The following is a 19,182-nucleotide window of genomic DNA, read 5'->3' as shown; positions in this document are numbered from 1 at the left end:
CCATCAACCGGTGCAACGCGCCCGCTCATGCCCGAACTCCTGCCCGACCGGGCCCTTTCGCACACGTGCTCATCTACTGGAACGACCTCTGACCAGCTCCGTTCAACCCGCCAGCGCGCCGAGGAGGCTCTCGGCGAGTGCCACCGGGTCGTGCCGTTCCCGTGCTCCTGCCGTCGCGATCGAGTCCAGCCGAAGCCGGGCGCCGAGCGACTCCGCCGCGGTCCGCAGGCGGTCCGGCGTCGACACCGAGTCGGCGTCGGCGATCACCGCGTCGACCCGGAGCCGAGGAGCGTGCTCGCAGAGTACGTCGAGATGGCGTTCCGGGGAGAACCCGGCGGTCTCCCCCGGCTGCGGGACCAGGTTCAGTACCACCATGCGGGACGCCGAGGTGTCTATCAGGGCCTCGTGCAGCTCGGGGACCAGCAGGTGCGGCAGCACGCTGGTGAACCAGGACCCGGGGCCGAGCAGCACGACGTCGGCGTCGAGCACGGCCTGGACCGCGGCCTCGCACGCCTTCGGCACGTGGTCCGGGCCACCGGGTGCCTGCAGCCGGATCCGCCGGACCTGGCCTGGCGTGGTCGCCACGGCGACCTGGCCCCTGATGCGGCGCACGGCGGCGGGGTCCTCGTCGAGGCCGGTCACGTCCGCCTCGATGTCGATGGGCTCGGTGCACATGGGCAGCACGCGGCCGGTGAGTCCCAGCAGGCGAGCGGCCTCGGCCAGCGCGGCGACCGGGTCGTGCAGGATCTCCATCAACGCGGCGAGGACCAGATTGCCGACCGCGTGACCGGCGAGCGCGCCGGTGCCGCCGAAGCGGTGCTGGAACACCGTCGACCACAGCGTCTCCTCCTCGCCGTCACCGGCGAGCGCGGCCAGTGCCTTGCGGAGGTCTCCCGGAGGCAGGAGGCCCAGCTCGCGCCGCAGCCTGCCGGAGGAGCCGCCGTCGTCGGCGACCGTGACCACGGCGGTCACGTCCGGGGTCAGCCTGCGCAGTGCCGACAGCGTCGCGTGGAGTCCGTGCCCTCCGCCGAGCGCGACGGCTCTCACTCGCGCCCCAAGTCCCGGTGCACCACCTTCACCGCCATGCGATCCTCGGCCGCGAGCCGCTTCGACAGCTCCTCCGAGATCGCCACGCTGCGGTGCTTGCCGCCGGTGCAGCCGATCGCGAGCGTCAGGTAGCGCTTGCCCTCACGCCGGTAACCGGCGCCGATCAGCCGCAGCAGCTCGTGGTAGCGGTCCAGGAACTCCTCCGCGCCCTCCTGGGTGAGCACGTAGTTGCGCACGTCGGCGTCCTTGCCGGTCAGGTCCTTCAGCTCCGGGATCCAGAACGGGTTGGGCAGGAACCGGACGTCCATCACGAGGTCGGCGTCCATGGGGATGCCGTACTTGTAGCCGAAGGACAGGACGGTCACCTTCGTGGAGGTGGCCGAGTCCGTGCCGAACGCGTCCTCGATCTTGGCGCGCAGCTGGTGCACGGACAGCGTCGAGGTGTCCAGCACCAGGTCGGCGTCCTCGCGCAGCGGGCCGAGCAGGTCGCGCTCGGCCTTGATGCCGTCGATCAGCCTGCCGTCGCCCTGCATGGGGTGACCGCGCCTGACCTGCTCGAACCGGCGGACGAGAACGTCGTCGGTGGCCTCGAGGAACAGCACCCGGGGCTTGTAGCCGGACGCGTCGAGGTCGCGGATGATCGCGGCGAGGTCGTCGGTGAACGCGCGGCTGCGCACGTCCATCACGACGGCCACCTTGGTCACCGCGCCCTGGGCCTTGGCACCCAGCTCCACCATCGTGGAGATCAGTTCCGGTGGCAGGTTGTCCACGACGAACCAGCCGAGGTCCTCCATGCACTTGGCCGCGGTGCTGCGGCCCGCGCCGGACAGGCCGGTCACCACCGCGACCTCCACGCCCTGCGCGTGGTCCTCAGGCGTCTCGGTCACTGTTCCGCCTCTCCGGAATTCAAGGTGTTGGTCACGTCGGCGAAGCAAGGTTCTGTCTGGTCACGTACCTGTGGCTGGTTTGCGTCACGTTCCCCTGAGGCGCGGTTGAGAAGCACTCGGCCTGCTCCACTCAAGACGTTCTCCCGTTGTCCGTTTCGGCGGCAAGTGCTCTGTGCACCAGAGCCGCCGTCTGTGCGCCGATCCCCGGTACACCGCTGATGTCGTCCACTGACGCCTGGCGTAACCGTTTGACCGAACCAAAGTGCTTGAGCAAAGCGGCCTTGCGGCTCTGGCCGAGGCCGGGGATGCCGTCCAGCGCCGAGGTGGTCATCCGCTTGGACCGCTTCTGGCGATGGTAGGTGATAGCGAACCGGTGTGCCTCGTCACGGACGCGTTGCAGCAGGTAGAGGCCCTCGCTCGTCCGCGAGAGGATGGTCGGCTCGGGGTCGGCGGGCAGCCACACCTCCTCCAGTCGCTTGGCGAGGCCGATCACCGCGACGTCCTGGATGCCCATCGAGGCCAGCACGTCGGCCGCCGCGTTGGCCTGCGGGCCCGCGCCGTCGACGACGAGCAGGTTCGGCGGGTACGCGAACTTCTTCGGCCGCCCGGTCTCGGGGTCGATGCCGCCGCGCTGCTCCTCGCGGGTCTCCTGGAGGTAGCGGTGGAAGCGCCTGCGCACGACCTCCGCGATCGAGGCGACGTCGCCCTCGGTGGCCGCGTCCTTGATCGCGAAGCGGCGGTACTCGGACTTGCGGGGCAGCGCGTCCTCGAACACGACCAGCGAGGCCACGACGTCGCTGCCCTGGATGTGGCTGATGTCGATGCACTCGATGCGCAGCGGCGCGGTGTCGAGGCCGAGGGAGTCCTGCAGCTCCTGGAGTGCGGCCGAGCGGGCGGTGAGGTCGCCCGCGCGGCGGAGCTTGTGCTGGGTGAAGGCCTCTTTGGCGTTGCGTTCGAGGGTCTCCATCAGTGCGCGCTTGTCACCGCGCTGGGGGACGCGCAGCTGGACGCGGGAGCCGCGCAGCTCGGTGAGGAGGTCGGCCATGGCGTCCTCGTCCTCGGGCAGGGCCGGGACGAGCACCTCGCGGGGGACGGGGCTGGTGTCGGCCTCGGGACCGACGTCGCCGGCGAGGTCGGCCTGGTCGCCGTAGAACTGGAGGAGGAACTGGTCGACGAGGTCGGCCTCGTCCATGTCCTCGATCTTGTCGATGACCCAGCCGCGCTGGCCGCGGACCCGGCCGCCTCGCACGTGGAAGACCTGGACGGCGGCCTGGAGGTCGTCGTGCGCGAAGGCCACGACGTCGGCGTCGGTGCCGTCGCCGAGGACGACGGCCTGCTTCTCCATGGCGCGGCGCATGGCGGCGAGGTCGTCGCGGAGGCGGGCGGCGCGCTCGAACTCGAGGTCGGAGGAGGCGGCGTTCATCTCCTTCTCGAGGCGCTTCATCATGTGGTCGGTCTTGCCGGCCAGGAAGTCGCAGAAGTCCTCGACGATGTCGCGGTGCTCGTCGGCGGAGACCTTGCCGACGCAGGGGGCCGAGCACTTGCCGATGTAGCCGAGGAGGCAGGGGCGGCCCATCTGGCCGTGGCGTTTGAAGACGCCGCCGGAGCAGGTCCTGGCGGGGAAGACACGCAGGAGGAGGTCGAGGGTCTCGCGGATGGCCCAGGCGTGGGCGTAGGGGCCGAAGTAGCGGACGCCCTTGCGGCGGGGGCCCCGGTAGACGTGGAGGCGGGGGTACTCCTCGTTGAGGGTGACGGCGAGCACGGGGTAGGACTTGTCGTCCCGGTAGCGGACGTTGAACCGGGGGTCGAACTCCTTGATCCAGTTGTACTCGAGCTGGAGCGCCTCGACCTCGGTCGCGACGACGGTCCACTCGACGCTGCCCGCCGTGGTGACCATCTGCCGGGTGCGCGGGTGCAGCTGCGTGAGGTCGGCGAAGTAGGAGTTGAGCCTGCTGCGCAGGGACTTCGCCTTGCCGACATAGATCACCCGTCCGCCGGGGTCGCGGAACTTGTATACCCCGGGCGCGTCAGGAATCGTGCCCGGCGACGGACGATATGTCGACGGATCAGCCACCCGACCAGCCTACGACCGACCCCCGACAGCCATCGACACCACCGTTACGAAGCGTCGCCAGCTCGCGGATGGTAGGACCAACGCCGACCTGGCGTTCTTCGAGTCCCGAACCCCCGCCGACACCTCACCGAACGCCACCTCGACGCAGTCGCTCCCGCCCTCCTGGCTATAGCTGCTCTTCCTCCAGCTCGTAGATGCCAGCCTCACTCCGGCAGCTCCTTTGGTCGAGTGCGTTTGCCAGGGCGGCAACGAACGTCCTCGATTCTGCCTCATCGAGGGCGATCGAGGAGATCTTCGGCAGGAGCCGGCGATAGGCGATGACGAACTCTTGGTCCTCCAGGAAGAGGCCGGTCCTGACGTGGTCGAGGTAGACCAAGGGGTTGTGTTCGGCGTACTCGAACAGGCGGAACGAGTTGCCGAACACCGCCCGAACCTCCGCAGAAGCAGGCAGGACCCGCAGGGTGATGTGGGGCAAGGCTGCGAGGAACAGCAGCCTGAGCAACTGCTCCTTCATCACGTTGTGGCTGCCCACTCGCAGGCGGAGCGCCTGCTCGTGAATGTAGAAGATGAACTCGCCCTTTCGGGGCCGGTGCAGGATCTGCTGGCGTTCCTCCCGCGAACGAATGCCCGCCTCCACCGCTTCCCTCGACCAGCCAGGCGTTCGCTCGATCCACACCCGCGCGTAGCGCCGGGTCTGGAGCAGACCGGGGATGACTGTCGGCTCGTAGCTGATCGAGCGGTCGGCAGTGGATTCGTGATAGATCAGGGAGGTGAGGGAGTCCTCCAGCCAGTCGCCGTGTGGGCCCAGCCAGTAGCCAGTCTGGCGCTCAGCCTCCCCGCACAAGTGGAGAAGATCCCTGGCCTCGGCGGCGAACACCTTGCAGGCGCCCAGGTAATGAATGGCATCGACCAGGCTGATCTCCACCTGACCCTTCTCGACCCGGCAGACCTTGCTGCGGTGCCAACCGGTCGTTCTCGCGACGTCGTCGCCGCTCAGGCCGGCCAGTTCGCGGTACTTCCGTAGTTCTGCGCCCAGTTCCCGGTAGCAGGCTGTGGCGTTGGTGCGTCCCATGTGCGCACGCTACGGCCGCTCATCAGGGATTCCTTGTGCCACACGCGAAACACCACCCCAACGGATGGCCCCTTGCCAGGGTGGCGACACGTGCCCCCGCGGCGGCCGGCGAGAACACGGCCGCCGCGGGGTCACGCTCACCCCCCAGTGCCCCCTATCCGGCTACACGGCATGGAGGTTGCCGTCGGCCCCGATCTGGCACTGGGCTGAAGAACGGCCCGAGTTCACGAACTCCGTGACACACCGGCCAAGCTGTGCGTGCCCCTGCGCGTTGGGGTGGAAGGACTCCTGCGCCATGTGGATACCGATCGCGTCGAGACCACCGGTCACCCACGCCCACGGGTCGACCTTGACGCGGTTCTGCCACTCCGTGGCCGAGTTGCCGTAACCACTGCACGCCTCGTGGCCCTCGGTCGCCCGCGAGAAGTCCAGGAACCTGGCGCCACTGCGGGTCGCCGCGCCGCGCAGGGCCTCGGCGAACTGCGGCACCGCTTCGGTACGACCGTACTGAGCGTCGGCCAGCTTGAACGGGCAGCCCTGGGGGCCGTGCAGGGTCGCGTCCATGCGCTCGGTCAGCGGGGAGGCGTACGAGGTGAGGACCAGGTTGTACGAACCAGGGGCGTAGCCTGCCTGGGACATCGCGGACTTGACGTCGGCGAGTGCGGCCTCGACCCTGGGTGTCATGGCCGCGAGTCGTTGGGGCCACTGGGTTCGCAGGGAGGACCGGCAGCCGGAGCTGAACGGGTTGAACCACTCGCCGATGCAGTCGAGGATGGTGTCGGCGAACTGGGGCTCGTCGTTGGCGCCGATCTGCACGATGACCGTCGTCACGCGGTACTGCTGGGCCACCGAGATCAGCCTGCGGGACTGGGAGCCCTCCGTGTAGTGGGTCGTGTCGGCCAGCGACACGTTCGAGGAGTCGGCGCCGGAGCAGGCCAGGTTGATGGTCTTGCTGGCGACGGATGTCTTGTGCACCAGGGCGTTGAGCGAACGGTGGCACCAGTCGCCGTTCTCGCCTCGGGTACCTGTCTCGTAGTTGCCGGCACCCTCGCCGGAGATGGCGCTGTCGCCGAGCGACACGACGGCGGTCGGACGGTCGTCGGCGGCGTTGGCCGTCGGCGCGGCGACCGTCAGGCCGCCGATGAGTAACGCCGCCAGTAAACCGATCTTCGCTGATCGCATGACCTGACTCCCCGAGCACACGTGTTCACCACTGGTTATGGCGGTCCCACACTAACCACGCGGTCATCCGCCTGGCTATAACCCGAATGGGGCTCGCGTTTGCTCGGGGAGCCGTAAAACGGTCAGGCGAGCACGACCTGGTCGCCCTCGACCTTGACGTCGACCGTCGCGAGCGGTTGGGCCGCGGGCCCCTTCTTCACGGAGCCGTCGGCAGCGTTGAACTGGCTGCCGTGGTTCGGGCACGTCGACACGCCGTCGACCGGCGCCTCGACCGTGGTGCCCATGTGGGTGCACGCGGCGTTGTACGCCTTGACCTCGTCACCCTCACGGACGATCAACAACATGCCGCCCTCGGGATTGGCGACGATGACCCCGCCGCCCTCCGGTACGTCGGCGACGGCGGTCAGGCCCGCGGCACCACCGCCGCCGGGAGTCGAGCCGCCCGGGGTCGAGCCGTTGGTGGTGGCGCCTCCTGAACTGTCCGAGCTGTCGGAGCAGGCGGCGAGGACCGCGCCTGGGACGACGAGCGCGACCATCAGGCCACACAGGACATCGCGGCGCGACCGGGGAGCGGTCGTGGGGGTGTTCGTGGGCGAGGTGGGTTCGACAGCAGTCAAGCCGGGCCTCCAGTGGTTGTCTCGGCAATGATGGGAACACCGGGCCCTACGCGTCGGCGTGCCGAACGGTTCAGCGCCGGTACCTCCGAATGACGGAGGGGGAAGGGTCGCGCAGCGTGACCGTCGTGGGGTAGGAAGCGGGGTATGAGACTGTCCGTCCTGGACCACGGCCACCGCCTGCGTGCCCGGCTGTTCTTCCGCGCGACCGGCCGCGACACCCCGGATATCGTGCGCATGCTGCTGTACCGGCCGGACTTCTTCTCCCGCGCCCTGCTGGCCGTGACGGCCCCGGCGATGCGTGGACCCTCCTTCTGGACAGCCGGTGAGCGCGAGTACCTGGCGATGCGCACCGCGCAGCTGCACCAGTGCCCGTTTTGTGTCGACTCTCACGCCGAGCTGACCCGGATCGCGGGCAACGGCGAGATCACCCCGGAGGACCCCTCGTCGGCGCGGCCGGAGCTGCGGGCCGTGCGTGCCTTCCTCGACAGCACGCAGACGCCCGACCGAGTCGGTCGTGTCACCGAGGTCCCGAGGGCGGCCGTCGAGGAGGCGCTGCGGGTCGACCTGGTGTGGAACGTGGTGAACAGGATCGCGAACGCGTTCGGCTTCGTGCTGCGTGGCGACCAGGTGCACAGCGGCACCCGGGCGTTGCACAGGTTCGGGTACCGGTTCCCCGGGTTCCTGCTGGCGGGCGGTGCCCCCGAGGACGACCCGATCGAGGCGCTGCGTGAGGTGGTTCGCCGCACGCCCGTCGGGGACGACGTGAAGTTCTACGCCGCGCTGGTGCGCAACGCGTCGTACCGGGTCACCGACGAGGACTTCGACCGCCTGCGCGCTGCGGGACACAGCGAGGACGAGATCTTCGAGCTGACGGCGGCCACCTCGGTCGACGCGGCACTGCGCAGCTACGACGCCGGGATGCGCGCGTTAGCGTGACTCGGCGTCGGTCTCGGTCTCGGCGTCGGCCTCCCGGCGCAGGCGGCGCAGCTCGCGCATGGCGGTCACGGCGTGCTCGCCGTCGATGGCCTGGACGGCGAGGATGGGGATGTACTCGTCGGCGGGCAGCTCGAGGCGTGCCCACGGCGAGCCGTCCGGGAAGCTCACCGAGGTGACCTCCGCCCAGCGGTAGCGGTGCGTGCCGAGCATGTTGCGCACCTCGACGCCGTCGTGGTCGGCCCGCACGCGGGGACGCGCGAACCAGAGCGCGGCGAGCGCCAGGATGAGCCCGATCCCGATCATCGCGATCTGGTCGGACACGTAGAAGGTCACTCCCGTCGACGAACTGCGCAGCAGCAGCCCGACCACCACGAACACGACGACGAAGAACACCGCGACGGCGACGGCGATGATCCGGGCCTTGTGGGGATGGGCGGTCACTCGAAGCTCCGATCCATCCACGGCTGGCGCAGCCCGCGCACGACCATGGCCGTGTCGAGGGCGGCGACCGTGGCCTCGAAGCCCTTGTCCTCCGCCGAGCCGGGCAGTCCGCACCGGTCGATGGCCTGCTGCTCGTCGTTGACGGTCAGCACCCCGTTGCCGACGGGCGTCGACTCGTCGAGCGAGACACGCGTGAGCCCGTAGGTGACGGCGTCGCACACGTACTCGAAGTGGGGCGTCCCACCCCGGACGACGACCCCGAGGGCGACGACGGCGTCGTGCTGCTTGGCGAGGGCCTGGCAGACGACGGGCAGCTCGATCGCGCCGGGCACACGCACGACGGTCGGCTCCTTGATCCCGGCCTTCGCCGCGGCGGCGAGAGCGCGTTCGAGCAGCGTCGACGTGATCTTCTCGTGCCACCGGGTGGCAGCGATGGCGAGGCGGATGCCCTCGCACTCCTGGACCTCGACCTCGGGACGGCCTTCACCACTCACGTCAAGCAGTATCCTCCCCCGCCCACCGGACAGCGAGGGAGCCCGCCGTGCCGTCGCCGCCCCCACCCGCCGAACGTACTGAAGGCGTCCTTCAGTACGCCCAGCGTCAGGAAGGCGTCCTTCAGTGCATGGGGGCGGGACCGGGGGCCGGGGGGGTCGGGATGTCGCGGGGGTCAGCTTTGGGCTTCGAAGATCTCCAGGTCGCCCAGTTCGTGGCCCATGCGGTCGCGCTTGGTGCGTAAGTAGCGCAGGTTCTCGGCGTTGGGGCGGACCGGGAGCGGCACGCGGTCGACGATGGTCAGGCCGTAGCCGTCCAGGCCGACGCGCTTGGCCGGGTTGTTCGTCAGCAGGCGCATCGACTTGATGCCGAGGTCCACCAGGATCTGGGCGCCCTGGCCGTAGTCGCGGGCATCGGCGGGCACACCCAGCGCCAGGTTGGCGTCCACGGTGTCGTGGCCGTCGTCCTGCAGCTGGTAGGCCTGCAGCTTGTGCATGAGGCCGATCCCCCGGCCCTCGTGGCCACGCATGTACAGCACGACCCCCCGCCCCTCGGCAGCCACCGCCGCGAGCGCCGCGTCCAGCTGGGGTCCGCAGTCACACCGCAGTGACCCGAACACGTCACCCGTCAGGCACTCCGAGTGCACCCTGACCAGCACGTTCTCGCCGTCGTCAAGGTCGCCGTAGACCAGTGCGATGTGCTCGATGCCGTCGAGCTTGGAGTCATAACCGACGGCCCGGAACGCGCCGTGTGCCGTCGGGATGCGGGCCTCCGCCACGCGGACGACCTGCACCTCCTTGCGGCGGCGGTAGTCGATGAGGTCGGCGATCGAGATGATCGTCAGCTCGTGCTCGGCCGCGAAGACCTCCAGCTCCTCGCGCCGCGCCATGTCGCCCTCGTCCTTCTGCGACACGATCTCGCACAGCACCCCCGCCGGACGCAGCCCGGCCATGACCGTCAGGTCGATCGCCGCCTCCGTGTGCCCGGCGCGACGCAGGACCCCACCCTCCTTGGCGCGCAGCGGGACCACGTGGCCGGGCCGCGTGAAGTCGCCGGCCACGGACTTCTGGTCGGCCAGCAGGCGGATGGTCCTGGCGCGGTCGGCGGCCGAGATGCCGGTGCTCACGCCCTCCCTCGCGTCCACCGTGACCGTGTACGCGGTGCCCCGGACGTCCTGGTTCGTGTGGAACATCGGCGGCAGGTCCAGGCGGTCGCAGTCGGCCTCCGTCAGCGGCACGCAGATGTACCCGGACGTGTAGCGGACCATGAACGCGAGCAGCTCCGGCGTGGCCTTCTCCGCCGCGAAGATCAGGTCGCCCTCGTTCTCCCGGTCCTCGTCGTCCACGACGATCACCGGGCGCCCGGCCGCGATGTCGGAGATCGCTTGCTCGATGCCCTCGATGTCACCCATGAGTAGCCTCCTCCGCCTCGAGGCCATTCTCCTCCGCCAAGGTCGAGTTGCCCGCCAAGTGTGGTAGGGCCAACCTCTCGACGTACTTCGCCACCACGTCGACCTCCAGGTTCACCCGGTCGCCGGGTGTCCGCATGCCGAGAGTGGTCGCCCGCAGGGTCTCCGGGATGAGGCTGACGCTGAACTCGTCGTCGGACACGTCCACGACCGTGAGCGACACGCCGTCGACGGTGATCGAGCCCTTCTCCACGACGTAGCGCGCCAGCTTCGCGGGCAGCCCGATGCGGACGAGGTCCCAGTGCGCACTCGGCTCACGCGACAGGATCACCCCGGTGCCGTCGACGTGCCCCTGCACGATGTGCCCGCCGAAGCGCTTGCCGACGGCCGCGGCGCGCTCCAGGTTGACGGCCTCGCCGGTCGCGATCTTGTCCAGGCTGCTGCGCACGAGCGTCTCGCGCATGACGTCGGCGGTGAACGCACCCGCCGACACCTCGACGACCGTCAGGCACACGCCGTTGACGGAGATCGAGTCACCGAGCTGCGCGTCGCTCGTGACGAGCGGCCCCGCGATGGTGACGCGTGCGGCGTCCGGCAGGTCCTGCACGGCGACGACCTCGCCGCGTTCCTCCACGATCCCCGTGAACACCCCTACATCGCCCTCCTGGCTCGGTCCCTCAGTGCCTCGATCGCCCTGCCCGGGTCGTTCGCCCCGTACACGGCCGAACCCGCGACGAAGCAGTCCACCCCGGCCTCGGCCGCCTGCTCGATGGTGTCGGCGTTGATGCCGCCGTCGATCTCGACCACCACCCGCAGCTCGCCCGAGTCGACCAGCCGCCGCGCGCGACGCACCTTGTCGAGCACCTCCGGCATGAACTCCTGACCGCCGAAACCCGGCTCGACGGACATCACGAGCAACGTGTCGTAGTGCCGCAGCAATTCCACATAGGGCTCGAACGGGGTACCCGGCTTGACCGAGAGCCCGGCCTTGGCGCCCGCGGCCCGCAGGTCGTTGGCGAGCTTGACCGGGTCGGCGGCGGCCTCGGCGTGGACGGTGACGTTGTAGGCGCCCGCCTCCGCGTAGCCGACGGCCCAGCGGTCGGGGTCCTCGATCATGAGGTGGCAGTCGACCGGGATCGCCGTGCTGTTGAGGATCGCCTTGACGACCGGCAGGCCGATGGTCAGGTTCGGGACGAAGTGCCCGTCCATGACGTCGACGTGCAGCCAGTCCGCGTCCTTGACCGACTGCGCCGCCTCGGCGAGCCGCGCGAAGTCGGCGGCGAGGATGCTGGGCGCGATCATGGGAGTTCGTGGCACGCCGTCGAGCCTATTGCGTCGAGGTAGGGCCGTGCTGGGGCATCCGCTCAGCGGAAGCGGTCGAACGCCTCGACTATCGCCGTCGGGTTGGCTTCGACGGCGAGCAGCAGCGTGAGCAGCACCCGCGACTTGGCCGGGTCGAGGAAACCGGACTGGATCAGGCCGCGGTCCAGCAGGTCGCGTTCGGAACCGGGGTAGCCGTAGGTGTGGCGCAGGACCGAGCCCGCGCCGGTGCGGGTGGACAGGACCACCGGGATGCGCACGGCCTGGTCGGCGACGACGGGCACCATGGCGGCGGGGACGTGACCGGCGCCGAGCCCGGCGATGACCAGGCCGTCGAACAGGTCGCCGGCACGCCGCAGGAGCGCGCCGTCGTCACCCATGGCGACGGTGACGAGCCCGACGCGGACGTCGGAGACGCGGGGATCGGCAGGCAGTGTGAGGCCGGTGCGGGCGATGCCCCGCAGGCGCGGGTCGCCCTCGACGACGAACCCGATCGGCCCGAAGCCGGGCGAGACGAACGCGCCGGTGCTGCTGGTGTGGTTCTTGCGGACGAACCGGGCGCCGTGGATCTCGTCGGACATCACGACGAGCGTGCCGATCCGCCGCGCGTCCGGCGACAGGGCGACGCGGATGGCGGCATAGAGGTTGGCGGGCCCGTCCGGTCCCGCCGAGTGCGGGTGGCGCATGGCCCCGGTCACGACCACGGGCGCGTCGTCCGGCACGGTCAGGTCGAGGAAGAACGCGGTCTCCTCGATGGTGTCGGTGCCGTGGGTGACCACGACCCCGACCGCACCCGCGGCGATCTCCTGACGCACGCGGGTGGACAGCGCGACGAGGTCGGCGAACCCGAGCGACGGGCTCGGCAGCGACCGCAGCGACTCGGTGGTGATCTTCACGTCCAGCTCGGCGAGCCCCGGCACGGACGCCACGAGGTCGTCTGCCCCCAGTGACGGCACGATCCCGCCGCTGGCACTGGGCGCCATCGCGATCGTCCCGCCCATGGAGATGACCGCGACGTGGCCCGTCACGGCTGGACGCGGGTGAGCGCGACCTTCGCCAGCCGCGGCCACTCGGCGGCCTGGTCGAACGGGACCGCGACCCAGTCCTTGAACGGGCGTCCGCCGCCGGACGGGTCGAACAGGGCCGCGCCGGGCAGATCGAGGGCCGCGCCGTGCTCGGCGGTGCCGTCGCCGAGGCGGAAGGCGAGGTCGTCGCCCTTCAGGCAGGTGAAGGCCTTGCCGTTCGCCTTCAGCGCACGCTTGCCGAACATCGCCCCGGCGATCACGCCGGTGGCGGCCAGCTCGGCGGCGATGTCGTCGAGCAGGTCGTCGGGGCTCACGCGGGCTTCCTGAGCAGTGCGCAGAACATGGCGTCGGTGCCGTGCCGGTGCGGCCACAGCTGCACGTACGGACCGTCCCCGAGGCCCGGCATGTCAGGGAACGACTCGCGGGCGTCCAGCGGGGTGAGGCCGGTCTTGCGGACGACGTCGGACACCACGCCGATGGTCTCCGACAGGTGCGGCGAGCACACGACGTAGCCGACCACGCCACCCGGACGGGTGACGTCCACGGCCGCCAGCAGCAGCTCACGCTGCAGCTTCGTCAGCTCGCCGACATCCGAGGGCTGGCGGCGCCAGCGGGACTCCGGCCTGCGCCGCAGCGAACCGAGGCCCGTGCACGGCGCGTCGACCAGGACCCGGTCGAACGTGCCGGTGCCGAAGCCGAGCGCGGCGGGTGACCGGCCGTCACCCACGTGCACCACGATCGGGAGCCCCTGGGTCGACTGCTCGACGAGCCGCGCCCGGTGCGGGGCCTTCTCGACCGCGTCGAGGCGGCCGCCCTGGATGCCGAGCAGCGCGCCGAGCAGCGCCGACTTGCCGCCGGGGCCCGCGCACAGGTCCAGCCAGTGCTCGTCGGCGCCGTCGACGTCCGGCCTGGTCAGCGCCACCGCACACAGCTGGCTGCCCTCGTCCTGCACCGACGCCAGCCGCTCGCGCACCGCGTCGATCCCGGCCGGGTCGCCGGAGCCCGCCGCGAGGCGCACCCCGTACGGCGAGTACGGCGCGACCTCGCCGCCGGTCATCGCGGCCAGCTCCTCGGCGGTGATCTCGCCGGGGCGGGCCACCAGGTGCACGGCCGGGCGCTCGTTGTCGGCGGCCAGCGCGGAACGCAGCTCCTCGCCGGTCGAGCCCAGTGAGTCGGCGAACGCGCGGGCCACCCAGCGCGGGTGCGCCTCGCGCATCGCGAGGTTGCCGATGCGGTCCTTGTCCGGGTCGGGCGCCAGCTCGTCGAGCCACTCCTGCTCGGTGTGCTCGGCCACCTTGCGCAGCACCGCGTTCACGAAGCCGCTGCTGCGTGAGCCGTGCTCGGCCCGCACCAGGTCGACGGTGGAGGCGACGGCGGCGTGCGAGGGAATCCTCGTGCGCAGCAGCTGGTAGCAGCCCAGGCGCAGGACGTCGAGCAGCGCGGGCTCCACCTTGGCGAGCTGGCGGTCCACACAGGCCGCGAGGACCTCGTCAAGCAGGCCGATGCAGCGGCACGCGCCGTAGGTGAGCTCGGTCGCGAGCGCGGCGTCGCGGCCGGTGATGCGTCTCTCCCGCAGGATCTGCGGGAGCAGCAGGTTCGCGTAGGCGTCGCGGGCGCGGACCTCGCGCAGTGTGTCCAGCGCCGCCTGGCGGGCCGGGTCGTCGACCGGGGGCCGGTCGGGTCCGGACCGCTGCTTGGGTGGGTGGGGGGTGCGCGGCCGGGAGAACCTCGCCGGACGCCGTCGTGGTTGCGTCACTTCAGCCGCTCTCCTGGTTCTACTCGCGCGCCTCGCGCCCAGTCGGTGGCCGCCATCCGTTTCTTGCCGGGTGCCTGCACCTCGCCGAGCGCGACCGGGTCGGTCGCGGTGCCGACGAGGACCCGCTTGCGCTCAACCCGCAGCTCCCCCGGCGGGATCGCGTCCGCGACCACCGTCCTGACCGGGCCGAGCTTGATGCGCTCGTCACGGAACTCCGCCCACGCGCCGGGGTCGGGCGTGACGGCGCGGGCCAGCCGGTCCACGGCGAGCGCCGGTGCGGTGAAGTCGAGGCGCGCGTCCTCCGTGGCGATCTTCGGCGCGTAGCTCACGCCGTCCTCCGGCTGCTCCACCGCCTGGAGCGTGCCGTCCTCGATGCCGTCCACCGTGGCCACGAGAAGCCCCGCACCCGCCTGCGCGAGCCGGTCGAGCAGCACGCCGGCGGTGTCGCCCGCGCGCACCGCCTCGGTCAGCACACCGAACACCGGGCCCGCGTCGAGCGCCTTCACGATCCGGAAGACGCTCGCTCCGGTGATCTCGTCACCGTGCCGCACGGCCGCCTGCACCGGGGCCGCGCCACGCCATGCGGGCAGCAGCGAGAAGTGCAGGTTCACCCAGCCGTGGGTCGGGATGTCGAGTGCCTTCCGGGGCAGGAGCGCCCCGTAGGCGACGACCGGGCACACGTCGGGCGCGATCGTGCGCAGCCGGTCGAGGAAGTCGGGGTCGGACGCCTTGGCCGGGGTGAGCACCTCGATGCCGTGCTCGTCGGCGAGTGCGCCGACGGGTGAGCGCACCAGGTGACGGCCACGGCCGGCAGGGGCGTCCGGCCGCGTGACCACGGCGGCGACCTCGTGCCGGTCACTGGCGAGGAACGCACGCAACGACGGCAGTGCGACCTCGGGTGTACCAGCAAAAACGAGACGCATCAGGACCCGCCGAACAGTGAGTGCGGGCTCTGCTTGATCGTGGGTGTGCTGCCCTCGAACCAGTCCGCCTCGCGGATGGCCTTCATCGCCGCCTTGCGGGTCGTCGCGTCGAGCCGGTCGACGAACAGGACACCGTCGAGGTGGTCCGTCTCGTGCTGGACGCAGCGGGCCAGCAGGTCGGTCCCCTCGATCTGGAGGGGCTCGCCGTGCATGTCCCAGCCGCGCGCGACGATGTTCCTGGCCCGCTTGCAGTCCCAGTAGAGTCCCGGGATCGACAGGCAGCCCTCCTCACCGTCCTGGATGTCGTCGCCGACGGCGGTCCAGGTCGGGTTGACGAGGTGGCCCGCGAACCCGTCGCAGTGGTAGGTGAACACACGCAGTCCGACGCCGAGCTGGGGCGCCGCCAATCCGGCGCCCTCCTGGCTCTCCATGGTGTCCCAGAGGTCCTTGACGAGGGTGGCCAGCTCCTTGTCGAAGTCGACCACCTCGGCGGCGGGGGTGCGCAGCACGGGATCGCCGAAGAGGCGGATGGGCTGGACAGTCACATTGCTCCGATCGGGTTCCAACGAGCGACGGAGGCCAGTCTATTCAGTGCCCGGATGGTGCAACGGTGAGTGCCGTGCCGGCCACTTGCTGACGTGAACGAAGTGAACACAGCGAACGCCCCGAGGGGACCTGCCATCACCTCCGACGCCGATCTCTGGGCCAGATCCTCAGTAGGCGACCATGCCGCCTTCAGCGAGCTGTTCGAGCGGCACGTCGAGGCGGTGTGGAACCACGCCTACCGGCTGACCGCCTCGTGGAACCTCGCCGAGGACGTCACGTCCAGCACGTTCCTGCAGGCGTGGCGCAAACGCGCGGATGTCGTGCTGGTGCGGGAGTCGGCCCGGCCGTGGCTGTACACGGTCGCCGGCAACGTGGTCCGCGACGAACGCCGCGCCACGACCCGGTTCCTGCGGGTGGTCCGCAGGGCTCCGGACTCGTCCGTCGCGGCCGACCACGCCGACGAGGTCGCCGACCGGGTCGACAGAGACGCACGCATGGTCCGCGTGCTCGCGGCGGTCCGGTCCCTGCCCCGCGCCGAGCGGGAGGCCGTCGAACTGTGTCTGCTCGGCGAGGTGGGGTTGGCCGACGCGGCGGAACTGCTCGGCGTGGCCGAGGTGTCCGTCCGCTCTCGTCTCTCGCGTGCCAGAGCACGGCTGCGTACGAAACTGGAGGACTCGCCATGAACGATCTCGACCTGCCACCCCGCAGGACGATGCCGCCGGAAGTTCGCCACCGCGTGCGGATGCGGATGGACCAGTCCGCCGACACACCGTCGCGCAACCGCAAGCCGTTGGCCGTAGCCGCCGCGGTGGCCGTGCTGGCGGCCGGCGCGGTCATGGTCACCCAGTCGGCCGCGCCGGACGACTCGAACAGCCGGGCGGGGCAGTCCAACCCGACCGACACCTCGGCCAGCGGACCGGCACGCACCTCGGCCGGCGAGAAGCCCCTCACCACGCCGGACGAGGACCTCGACAACTGCGCCCACGTCGTCGCCGCCAGCCCGCTGGCCGGTGCGTACCCGCCGAGGAACACCTGGGTGTACAAGTCGGTCTTCGGGTTGAGTGAGTACGAAATCGGCATCGTCATGTTCGAGGCAGCCGGCCACACCATGTTCTGCGTGCTCGACGACGGGACGGCGACGGTGTCCCCGCCGACCAACCCACGGGTGACCTTCGTGTCGACCGATACCCAGGCCGTCTACGGGGTGTACATGTTCCCCGACGGGATCATCGTCGGGGTGGCGGAGAACCTCGACGGGGTTTCTCTGGAGTACGTCATCGAAGGCACGAGCCTCGGGCCGATGCCGCCCATCCACAGAGGCGTGTTCTTCGCCGGGCCGTTCCCGGACCTGCACGATGGTGACCAGGTCCAGATGAACGGCCGCGACGCGGCCGGCAACCTGGTTGTCACGGGGGAATGGACGTACGACCCGGCCCAGCTCCACGAGCAGGGAGCGTCCGGGCACTACTAGATCAGTTCCAGCGGATCGAGCCGGACTCGGATCGAGTCCGGCTCTTTCCGTGCCGTGCGGGCGTGTTGCGCGGTGGTGAGGGCGGCGGAGAGCGCCCGGCCCTCGGCGCGGGTGGCGCGGACGAGGGCGCGTTCCTTCTCGGTGTTGCCGTCGCGGTCGGGCTCGCCGAGGGGGACGGGTCCGAGGATCTCGCCGGACGCGGGGAGCTTCAGCTCGTCGAGGAACATGGCCAGTGCCTTCGGCGGTCCGTCGACCGACGCCATCCGCACCGCAGGGGGGAAGCCCAGCTCGGTGCGTGCGGCCAGCTCCTGGCTCGCGTGCCAGACCGGGTCCCAGCGCACCAGCGCCTGCACGACGGGCATCGCCGACTCGGCGAGCACGACGACCCGCCCGTCGCTGCGGACCATCGCGGCGGCGGTCATCCAGCGGCGCAGGGTCTCCTCGGTGGCGCGGAGGTCGGCGCGGCCGAGCAGGGCCCAGCCGTCGAGCAGGAGCGCGGCGCCGTAGCTCCCGACGGGCTCGGCGCCCGGGGTGGCGACGACGAGGGCCGGGCGGTCGTCGACCTGCCCGAGGACCTCCGCCCCGCCGGAGCCGAGCACGGGGACGTCGGCGAAGGCACGGCCCAGCTCCTCGGCGGTGCGCTTGACGCCGACGACGATGGCACGCAGTCGCCGGGACCCGCACTCGCCGCAGCGGAAGGCCGTGTCGGGGACGCCGCACCACCGGCAGGTCGGCGGGCGGGCGTCGGCGCCCCTGGAGGGGAGGCCGAGCGGGCCCGCGCAGCGGCGGCAGCGTGCGGGGCTTCGGCACTGCTGGCAGGCGAGGGCGGGGACGTAGCCGCCGCGCGGGACCTGGACGAGGACCGGCCTGCCTGCCTTGAGCGACTCACGGGCGGCCTCGAAGGCGACGGACGGGATGCGGGCCGCGCGGGCGGCCGGGTCGCGGGCGAGCTGCTGGTCGGTCTCGCCGAGGGAGGTGATGCGCGGCGAGGCTCTGCGCACCTCGTCCCGTGCGGCGACGATCTCGGGTGCCCAGCCGGACTCGACGAGCAGCTGGGCCTCGGCCGTGCGCGCGAACCCGGCGACGAGCAGTGACGCGCCACTGGTGTGGGCGCGCTGGATGAGGACGTCGCGGACGTGCGGGTAGGGAGCGTGCGGGTCGGCGTGGAGGTCGTCGCCGTCGTCCCAGACGACGAACAGGCCCGGCCGCTGGACGGGGGCGAAGACGCTGGCACGGGTGCCGACGACGATGCGGGTGGTGCCGCGCTTGACGCCCAGCCAGGCCCGGTACCGCTTGGCGGGGCCCGCGTCGGCGGACAGGGCGACGACGTTGTCCCCCACTCTTTCCGCGCAGGCCTGGTAGAGGCGTTGGACGTCCCGGTAGTCGGGCACGACGAGGACGGCGCCCCGGTCGCTGGCGGCGGCGGTGGCGGCCAGCTCGGCGAGGCGGGCGGGCCAGTCCTCGCCGGGAAGCGCCTGCCAGACGGCGTGGGCCTGCCGCGAGTTGCGGAGCGCCTCGACGAAGGCGGGCCCTCGGGGGTAGCGGGCCCACGCGGTGGTGTCGGGCGGCTCGGGTGTCGCGGGTGGCTCGGCGGGTGACTCGGCTTCGACCTTGGCGTGGCGCGGCGGGATGGCGAGGCGCAGGACGTCGGTCATCATGCCCGCGTACCGGTCGGCGACGGCCCGCGCGAGGGTGGCGATGTCGGGGGTGAGCACGGGTTCGCTGGAGACCACCTTGCCGATGTACTCCATGCGGCCGCCGAACTCGGACTCGGCGACCCGTTCGAGGAGGTAGCCGTCGACCTGCTTGCCCGCGAAACGCATGCGGAGGCGGCAACCGGGGACGGCGGCCTCGTCGAGGGACTCGGGGACGAGGTAGTCGAAGGGACGGTCCAGGTGGGCGAGGGGGACGTCGACGTAGACGCGGGCGACCGGAAGCGTGGCCGCCGGGCGGTTCTCCCCTTTACGCACGCCGGTCATGCCCGC

The 19,182-nt window shown here is 71.1% G+C and carries 21 protein-coding genes; 3 read left to right on the top strand and 18 right to left on the bottom strand.

Translation table 11 applies throughout. The features are described 5' to 3' along the window. Nucleotides 1-102: 102 nt before the first annotated feature. The 7 genes from CLV71_RS23730 to CLV71_RS23700 form a co-directional block, all read right to left on the bottom strand. Nucleotides 103-1,047, bottom strand: coding sequence for a gluconeogenesis factor YvcK family protein (locus CLV71_RS23730; protein ID WP_133905020.1), 945 nt, complete (start codon nt 1,045-1,047; stop codon nt 103-105). Then, entirely contained in the window at nt 1,044-1,934 is an 891-nt protein-coding gene (rapZ, locus tag CLV71_RS23725; protein ID WP_133905019.1) for an RNase adapter RapZ, read from the bottom strand. The genes CLV71_RS23730 and rapZ overlap by 4 nt, the downstream gene beginning before the upstream one ends. Before the next feature lie 130 nt (nt 1,935-2,064). Beyond that, nucleotides 2,065-4,008, bottom strand: coding sequence for an excinuclease ABC subunit UvrC (uvrC, locus tag CLV71_RS23720; protein ID WP_133905018.1), 1,944 nt, complete (start codon nt 4,006-4,008; stop codon nt 2,065-2,067). A gap of 9 nt (nt 4,009-4,017) precedes the next feature. Then, complete coding sequence (locus CLV71_RS23715) at nt 4,018-4,281, bottom strand: DUF397 domain-containing protein (protein WP_133905017.1); 264 nt, start codon at nt 4,279-4,281, stop codon at nt 4,018-4,020. Beyond that, nucleotides 4,175-5,080, bottom strand: a complete 906-nt coding sequence (locus CLV71_RS23710) for a helix-turn-helix domain-containing protein (RefSeq protein ID WP_133905016.1) — start codon at nt 5,078-5,080, stop codon at nt 4,175-4,177. The genes CLV71_RS23715 and CLV71_RS23710 overlap by 107 nt, the downstream gene beginning before the upstream one ends. A 162-nt stretch (nt 5,081-5,242) precedes the next feature. After that, on the bottom strand, nt 5,243-6,262 hold the full coding sequence (locus CLV71_RS23705; RefSeq protein ID WP_133905015.1) for a GDSL-type esterase/lipase family protein: 1,020 nt from the start codon (nt 6,260-6,262) through the stop codon (nt 5,243-5,245). Between the two features lie 122 nt (nt 6,263-6,384). After that, nucleotides 6,385-6,879 (bottom strand): Rieske (2Fe-2S) protein, encoded by a 495-nt coding sequence (locus CLV71_RS23700; protein WP_243866664.1) that lies wholly within the window; start codon nt 6,877-6,879, stop codon nt 6,385-6,387. A gap of 144 nt (nt 6,880-7,023) precedes the next feature. Between CLV71_RS23700 and CLV71_RS23695 the strand changes: the two genes are divergently transcribed. Next, a complete protein-coding gene (locus tag CLV71_RS23695; protein WP_133905014.1) occupies nt 7,024-7,815 on the top strand; it encodes a carboxymuconolactone decarboxylase family protein in 792 nt (263 codons plus the stop codon). On the opposite strand, the gene CLV71_RS23690 is transcribed toward CLV71_RS23695, so the two are convergent. The 10 genes from CLV71_RS23690 to def form a co-directional block, all read right to left on the bottom strand. Next, nucleotides 7,807-8,256 (bottom strand): PH domain-containing protein, encoded by a 450-nt coding sequence (locus CLV71_RS23690; RefSeq protein ID WP_243866663.1) that lies wholly within the window; start codon nt 8,254-8,256, stop codon nt 7,807-7,809. The two genes, CLV71_RS23695 and CLV71_RS23690, sit on opposite strands and share 9 nt — an antisense overlap. Further along, a complete protein-coding gene (gene ribH, locus CLV71_RS23685) occupies nt 8,253-8,750 on the bottom strand; it encodes a 6,7-dimethyl-8-ribityllumazine synthase (RefSeq protein ID WP_133905012.1) in 498 nt (165 codons plus the stop codon). The genes CLV71_RS23690 and ribH overlap by 4 nt, the downstream gene beginning before the upstream one ends. 173 nt (nt 8,751-8,923) lie before the next feature. Then, nucleotides 8,924-10,159 carry a bifunctional 3,4-dihydroxy-2-butanone-4-phosphate synthase/GTP cyclohydrolase II gene (locus CLV71_RS23680; protein ID WP_208297707.1) on the bottom strand — a complete coding sequence of 412 codons (1,236 nt, stop codon included), beginning with the start codon at nt 10,157-10,159 and terminating at the stop codon, nt 8,924-8,926. Beyond that, nucleotides 10,152-10,805 carry a riboflavin synthase gene (locus CLV71_RS23675; protein ID WP_133905010.1) on the bottom strand — a complete coding sequence of 218 codons (654 nt, stop codon included), beginning with the start codon at nt 10,803-10,805 and terminating at the stop codon, nt 10,152-10,154. The genes CLV71_RS23680 and CLV71_RS23675 overlap by 8 nt, the downstream gene beginning before the upstream one ends. A 2-nt stretch (nt 10,806-10,807) precedes the next feature. Beyond that, nucleotides 10,808-11,458, bottom strand: a complete 651-nt coding sequence (rpe, locus tag CLV71_RS23670; RefSeq protein ID WP_208297720.1) for a ribulose-phosphate 3-epimerase — start codon at nt 11,456-11,458, stop codon at nt 10,808-10,810. A gap of 62 nt (nt 11,459-11,520) precedes the next feature. Next, nucleotides 11,521-12,504 carry an asparaginase gene (locus CLV71_RS23665; protein ID WP_243866662.1) on the bottom strand — a complete coding sequence of 328 codons (984 nt, stop codon included), beginning with the start codon at nt 12,502-12,504 and terminating at the stop codon, nt 11,521-11,523. Then, the gene (locus CLV71_RS23660; RefSeq protein ID WP_133905008.1) at nt 12,501-12,815 is read right to left on the bottom strand and encodes a hypothetical protein; all 315 of its coding nucleotides are present in this window, start codon (nt 12,813-12,815) and stop codon (nt 12,501-12,503) included. Before CLV71_RS23660 ends, CLV71_RS23665 begins: the two co-directional genes overlap by 4 nt. Beyond that, complete coding sequence (locus CLV71_RS23655; RefSeq protein WP_133905007.1) at nt 12,812-14,257, bottom strand: RsmB/NOP family class I SAM-dependent RNA methyltransferase; 1,446 nt, start codon at nt 14,255-14,257, stop codon at nt 12,812-12,814. The genes CLV71_RS23660 and CLV71_RS23655 overlap by 4 nt, the downstream gene beginning before the upstream one ends. Further along, complete coding sequence (fmt, locus tag CLV71_RS23650; RefSeq protein WP_133905006.1) at nt 14,254-15,180, bottom strand: methionyl-tRNA formyltransferase; 927 nt, start codon at nt 15,178-15,180, stop codon at nt 14,254-14,256. The genes CLV71_RS23655 and fmt overlap by 4 nt, the downstream gene beginning before the upstream one ends. Beyond that, nucleotides 15,180-15,725, bottom strand: a complete 546-nt coding sequence (gene def, locus CLV71_RS23645) for a peptide deformylase (protein WP_133905005.1) — start codon at nt 15,723-15,725, stop codon at nt 15,180-15,182. The genes fmt and def overlap by 1 nt, the downstream gene beginning before the upstream one ends. A 102-nt stretch (nt 15,726-15,827) precedes the next feature. Here def and CLV71_RS23640 point away from each other — a divergent pair, with 102 nt between their 5' ends. Both CLV71_RS23640 and CLV71_RS23635 read left to right on the top strand, forming a co-directional pair. Further along, entirely contained in the window at nt 15,828-16,409 is a 582-nt protein-coding gene (locus tag CLV71_RS23640; protein ID WP_243866661.1) for an RNA polymerase sigma factor, read from the top strand. After that, entirely contained in the window at nt 16,406-17,197 is a 792-nt protein-coding gene (locus tag CLV71_RS23635; RefSeq protein ID WP_133905004.1) for a hypothetical protein, read from the top strand. Before CLV71_RS23640 ends, CLV71_RS23635 begins: the two co-directional genes overlap by 4 nt. On the opposite strand, the gene CLV71_RS23630 is transcribed toward CLV71_RS23635, so the two are convergent. Beyond that, nucleotides 17,194-19,176 (bottom strand): primosomal protein N', encoded by a 1,983-nt coding sequence (locus CLV71_RS23630; RefSeq protein WP_133905003.1) that lies wholly within the window; start codon nt 19,174-19,176, stop codon nt 17,194-17,196. The two genes, CLV71_RS23635 and CLV71_RS23630, sit on opposite strands and share 4 nt — an antisense overlap. Between the last annotated feature and the right edge of the window lie 6 nt (nt 19,177-19,182).

The sequence above is a fragment of the Actinophytocola oryzae genome (assembly GCF_004364325.1).
In the GTDB taxonomy this organism is placed as follows: domain Bacteria; phylum Actinomycetota; class Actinomycetes; order Mycobacteriales; family Pseudonocardiaceae; genus Actinophytocola; species Actinophytocola oryzae.
The sequence above is the reverse complement of the archived record's forward strand: the minus strand, read 5'-3'. Positions and strand labels throughout refer to the sequence as shown.

What these genes read in the sequence shown, in the direction of transcription:
- CLV71_RS23715 (WP_133905017.1), bottom strand. Translation starts at nt 4,281, where the DNA reads ATGAGGCAGAATCGAGGACGTTCGTTGCCGCCCTGGCAAACGCACTCG.
- CLV71_RS23710 (WP_133905016.1), bottom strand. Translation starts at nt 5,080, where the DNA reads ATGGGACGCACCAACGCCACAGCCTGCTACCGGGAACTGGGCGCAGAA.
- CLV71_RS23705 (WP_133905015.1), bottom strand. Translation starts at nt 6,262, where the DNA reads ATGCGATCAGCGAAGATCGGTTTACTGGCGGCGTTACTCATCGGCGGC.
- CLV71_RS23695 (WP_133905014.1), top strand. Translation starts at nt 7,024, where the DNA reads ATGAGACTGTCCGTCCTGGACCACGGCCACCGCCTGCGTGCCCGGCTG.
- CLV71_RS23680 (WP_208297707.1), bottom strand. Translation starts at nt 10,159, where the DNA reads ATGGGTGACATCGAGGGCATCGAGCAAGCGATCTCCGACATCGCGGCC.
- rpe (WP_208297720.1), bottom strand. Translation starts at nt 11,458, where the DNA reads ATGATCGCGCCCAGCATCCTCGCCGCCGACTTCGCGCGGCTCGCCGAG.
- fmt (WP_133905006.1), bottom strand. Translation starts at nt 15,180, where the DNA reads ATGCGTCTCGTTTTTGCTGGTACACCCGAGGTCGCACTGCCGTCGTTG.
- CLV71_RS23635 (WP_133905004.1), top strand. Translation starts at nt 16,406, where the DNA reads ATGAACGATCTCGACCTGCCACCCCGCAGGACGATGCCGCCGGAAGTT.
- CLV71_RS23630 (WP_133905003.1), bottom strand. Translation starts at nt 19,176, where the DNA reads ATGACCGGCGTGCGTAAAGGGGAGAACCGCCCGGCGGCCACGCTTCCG.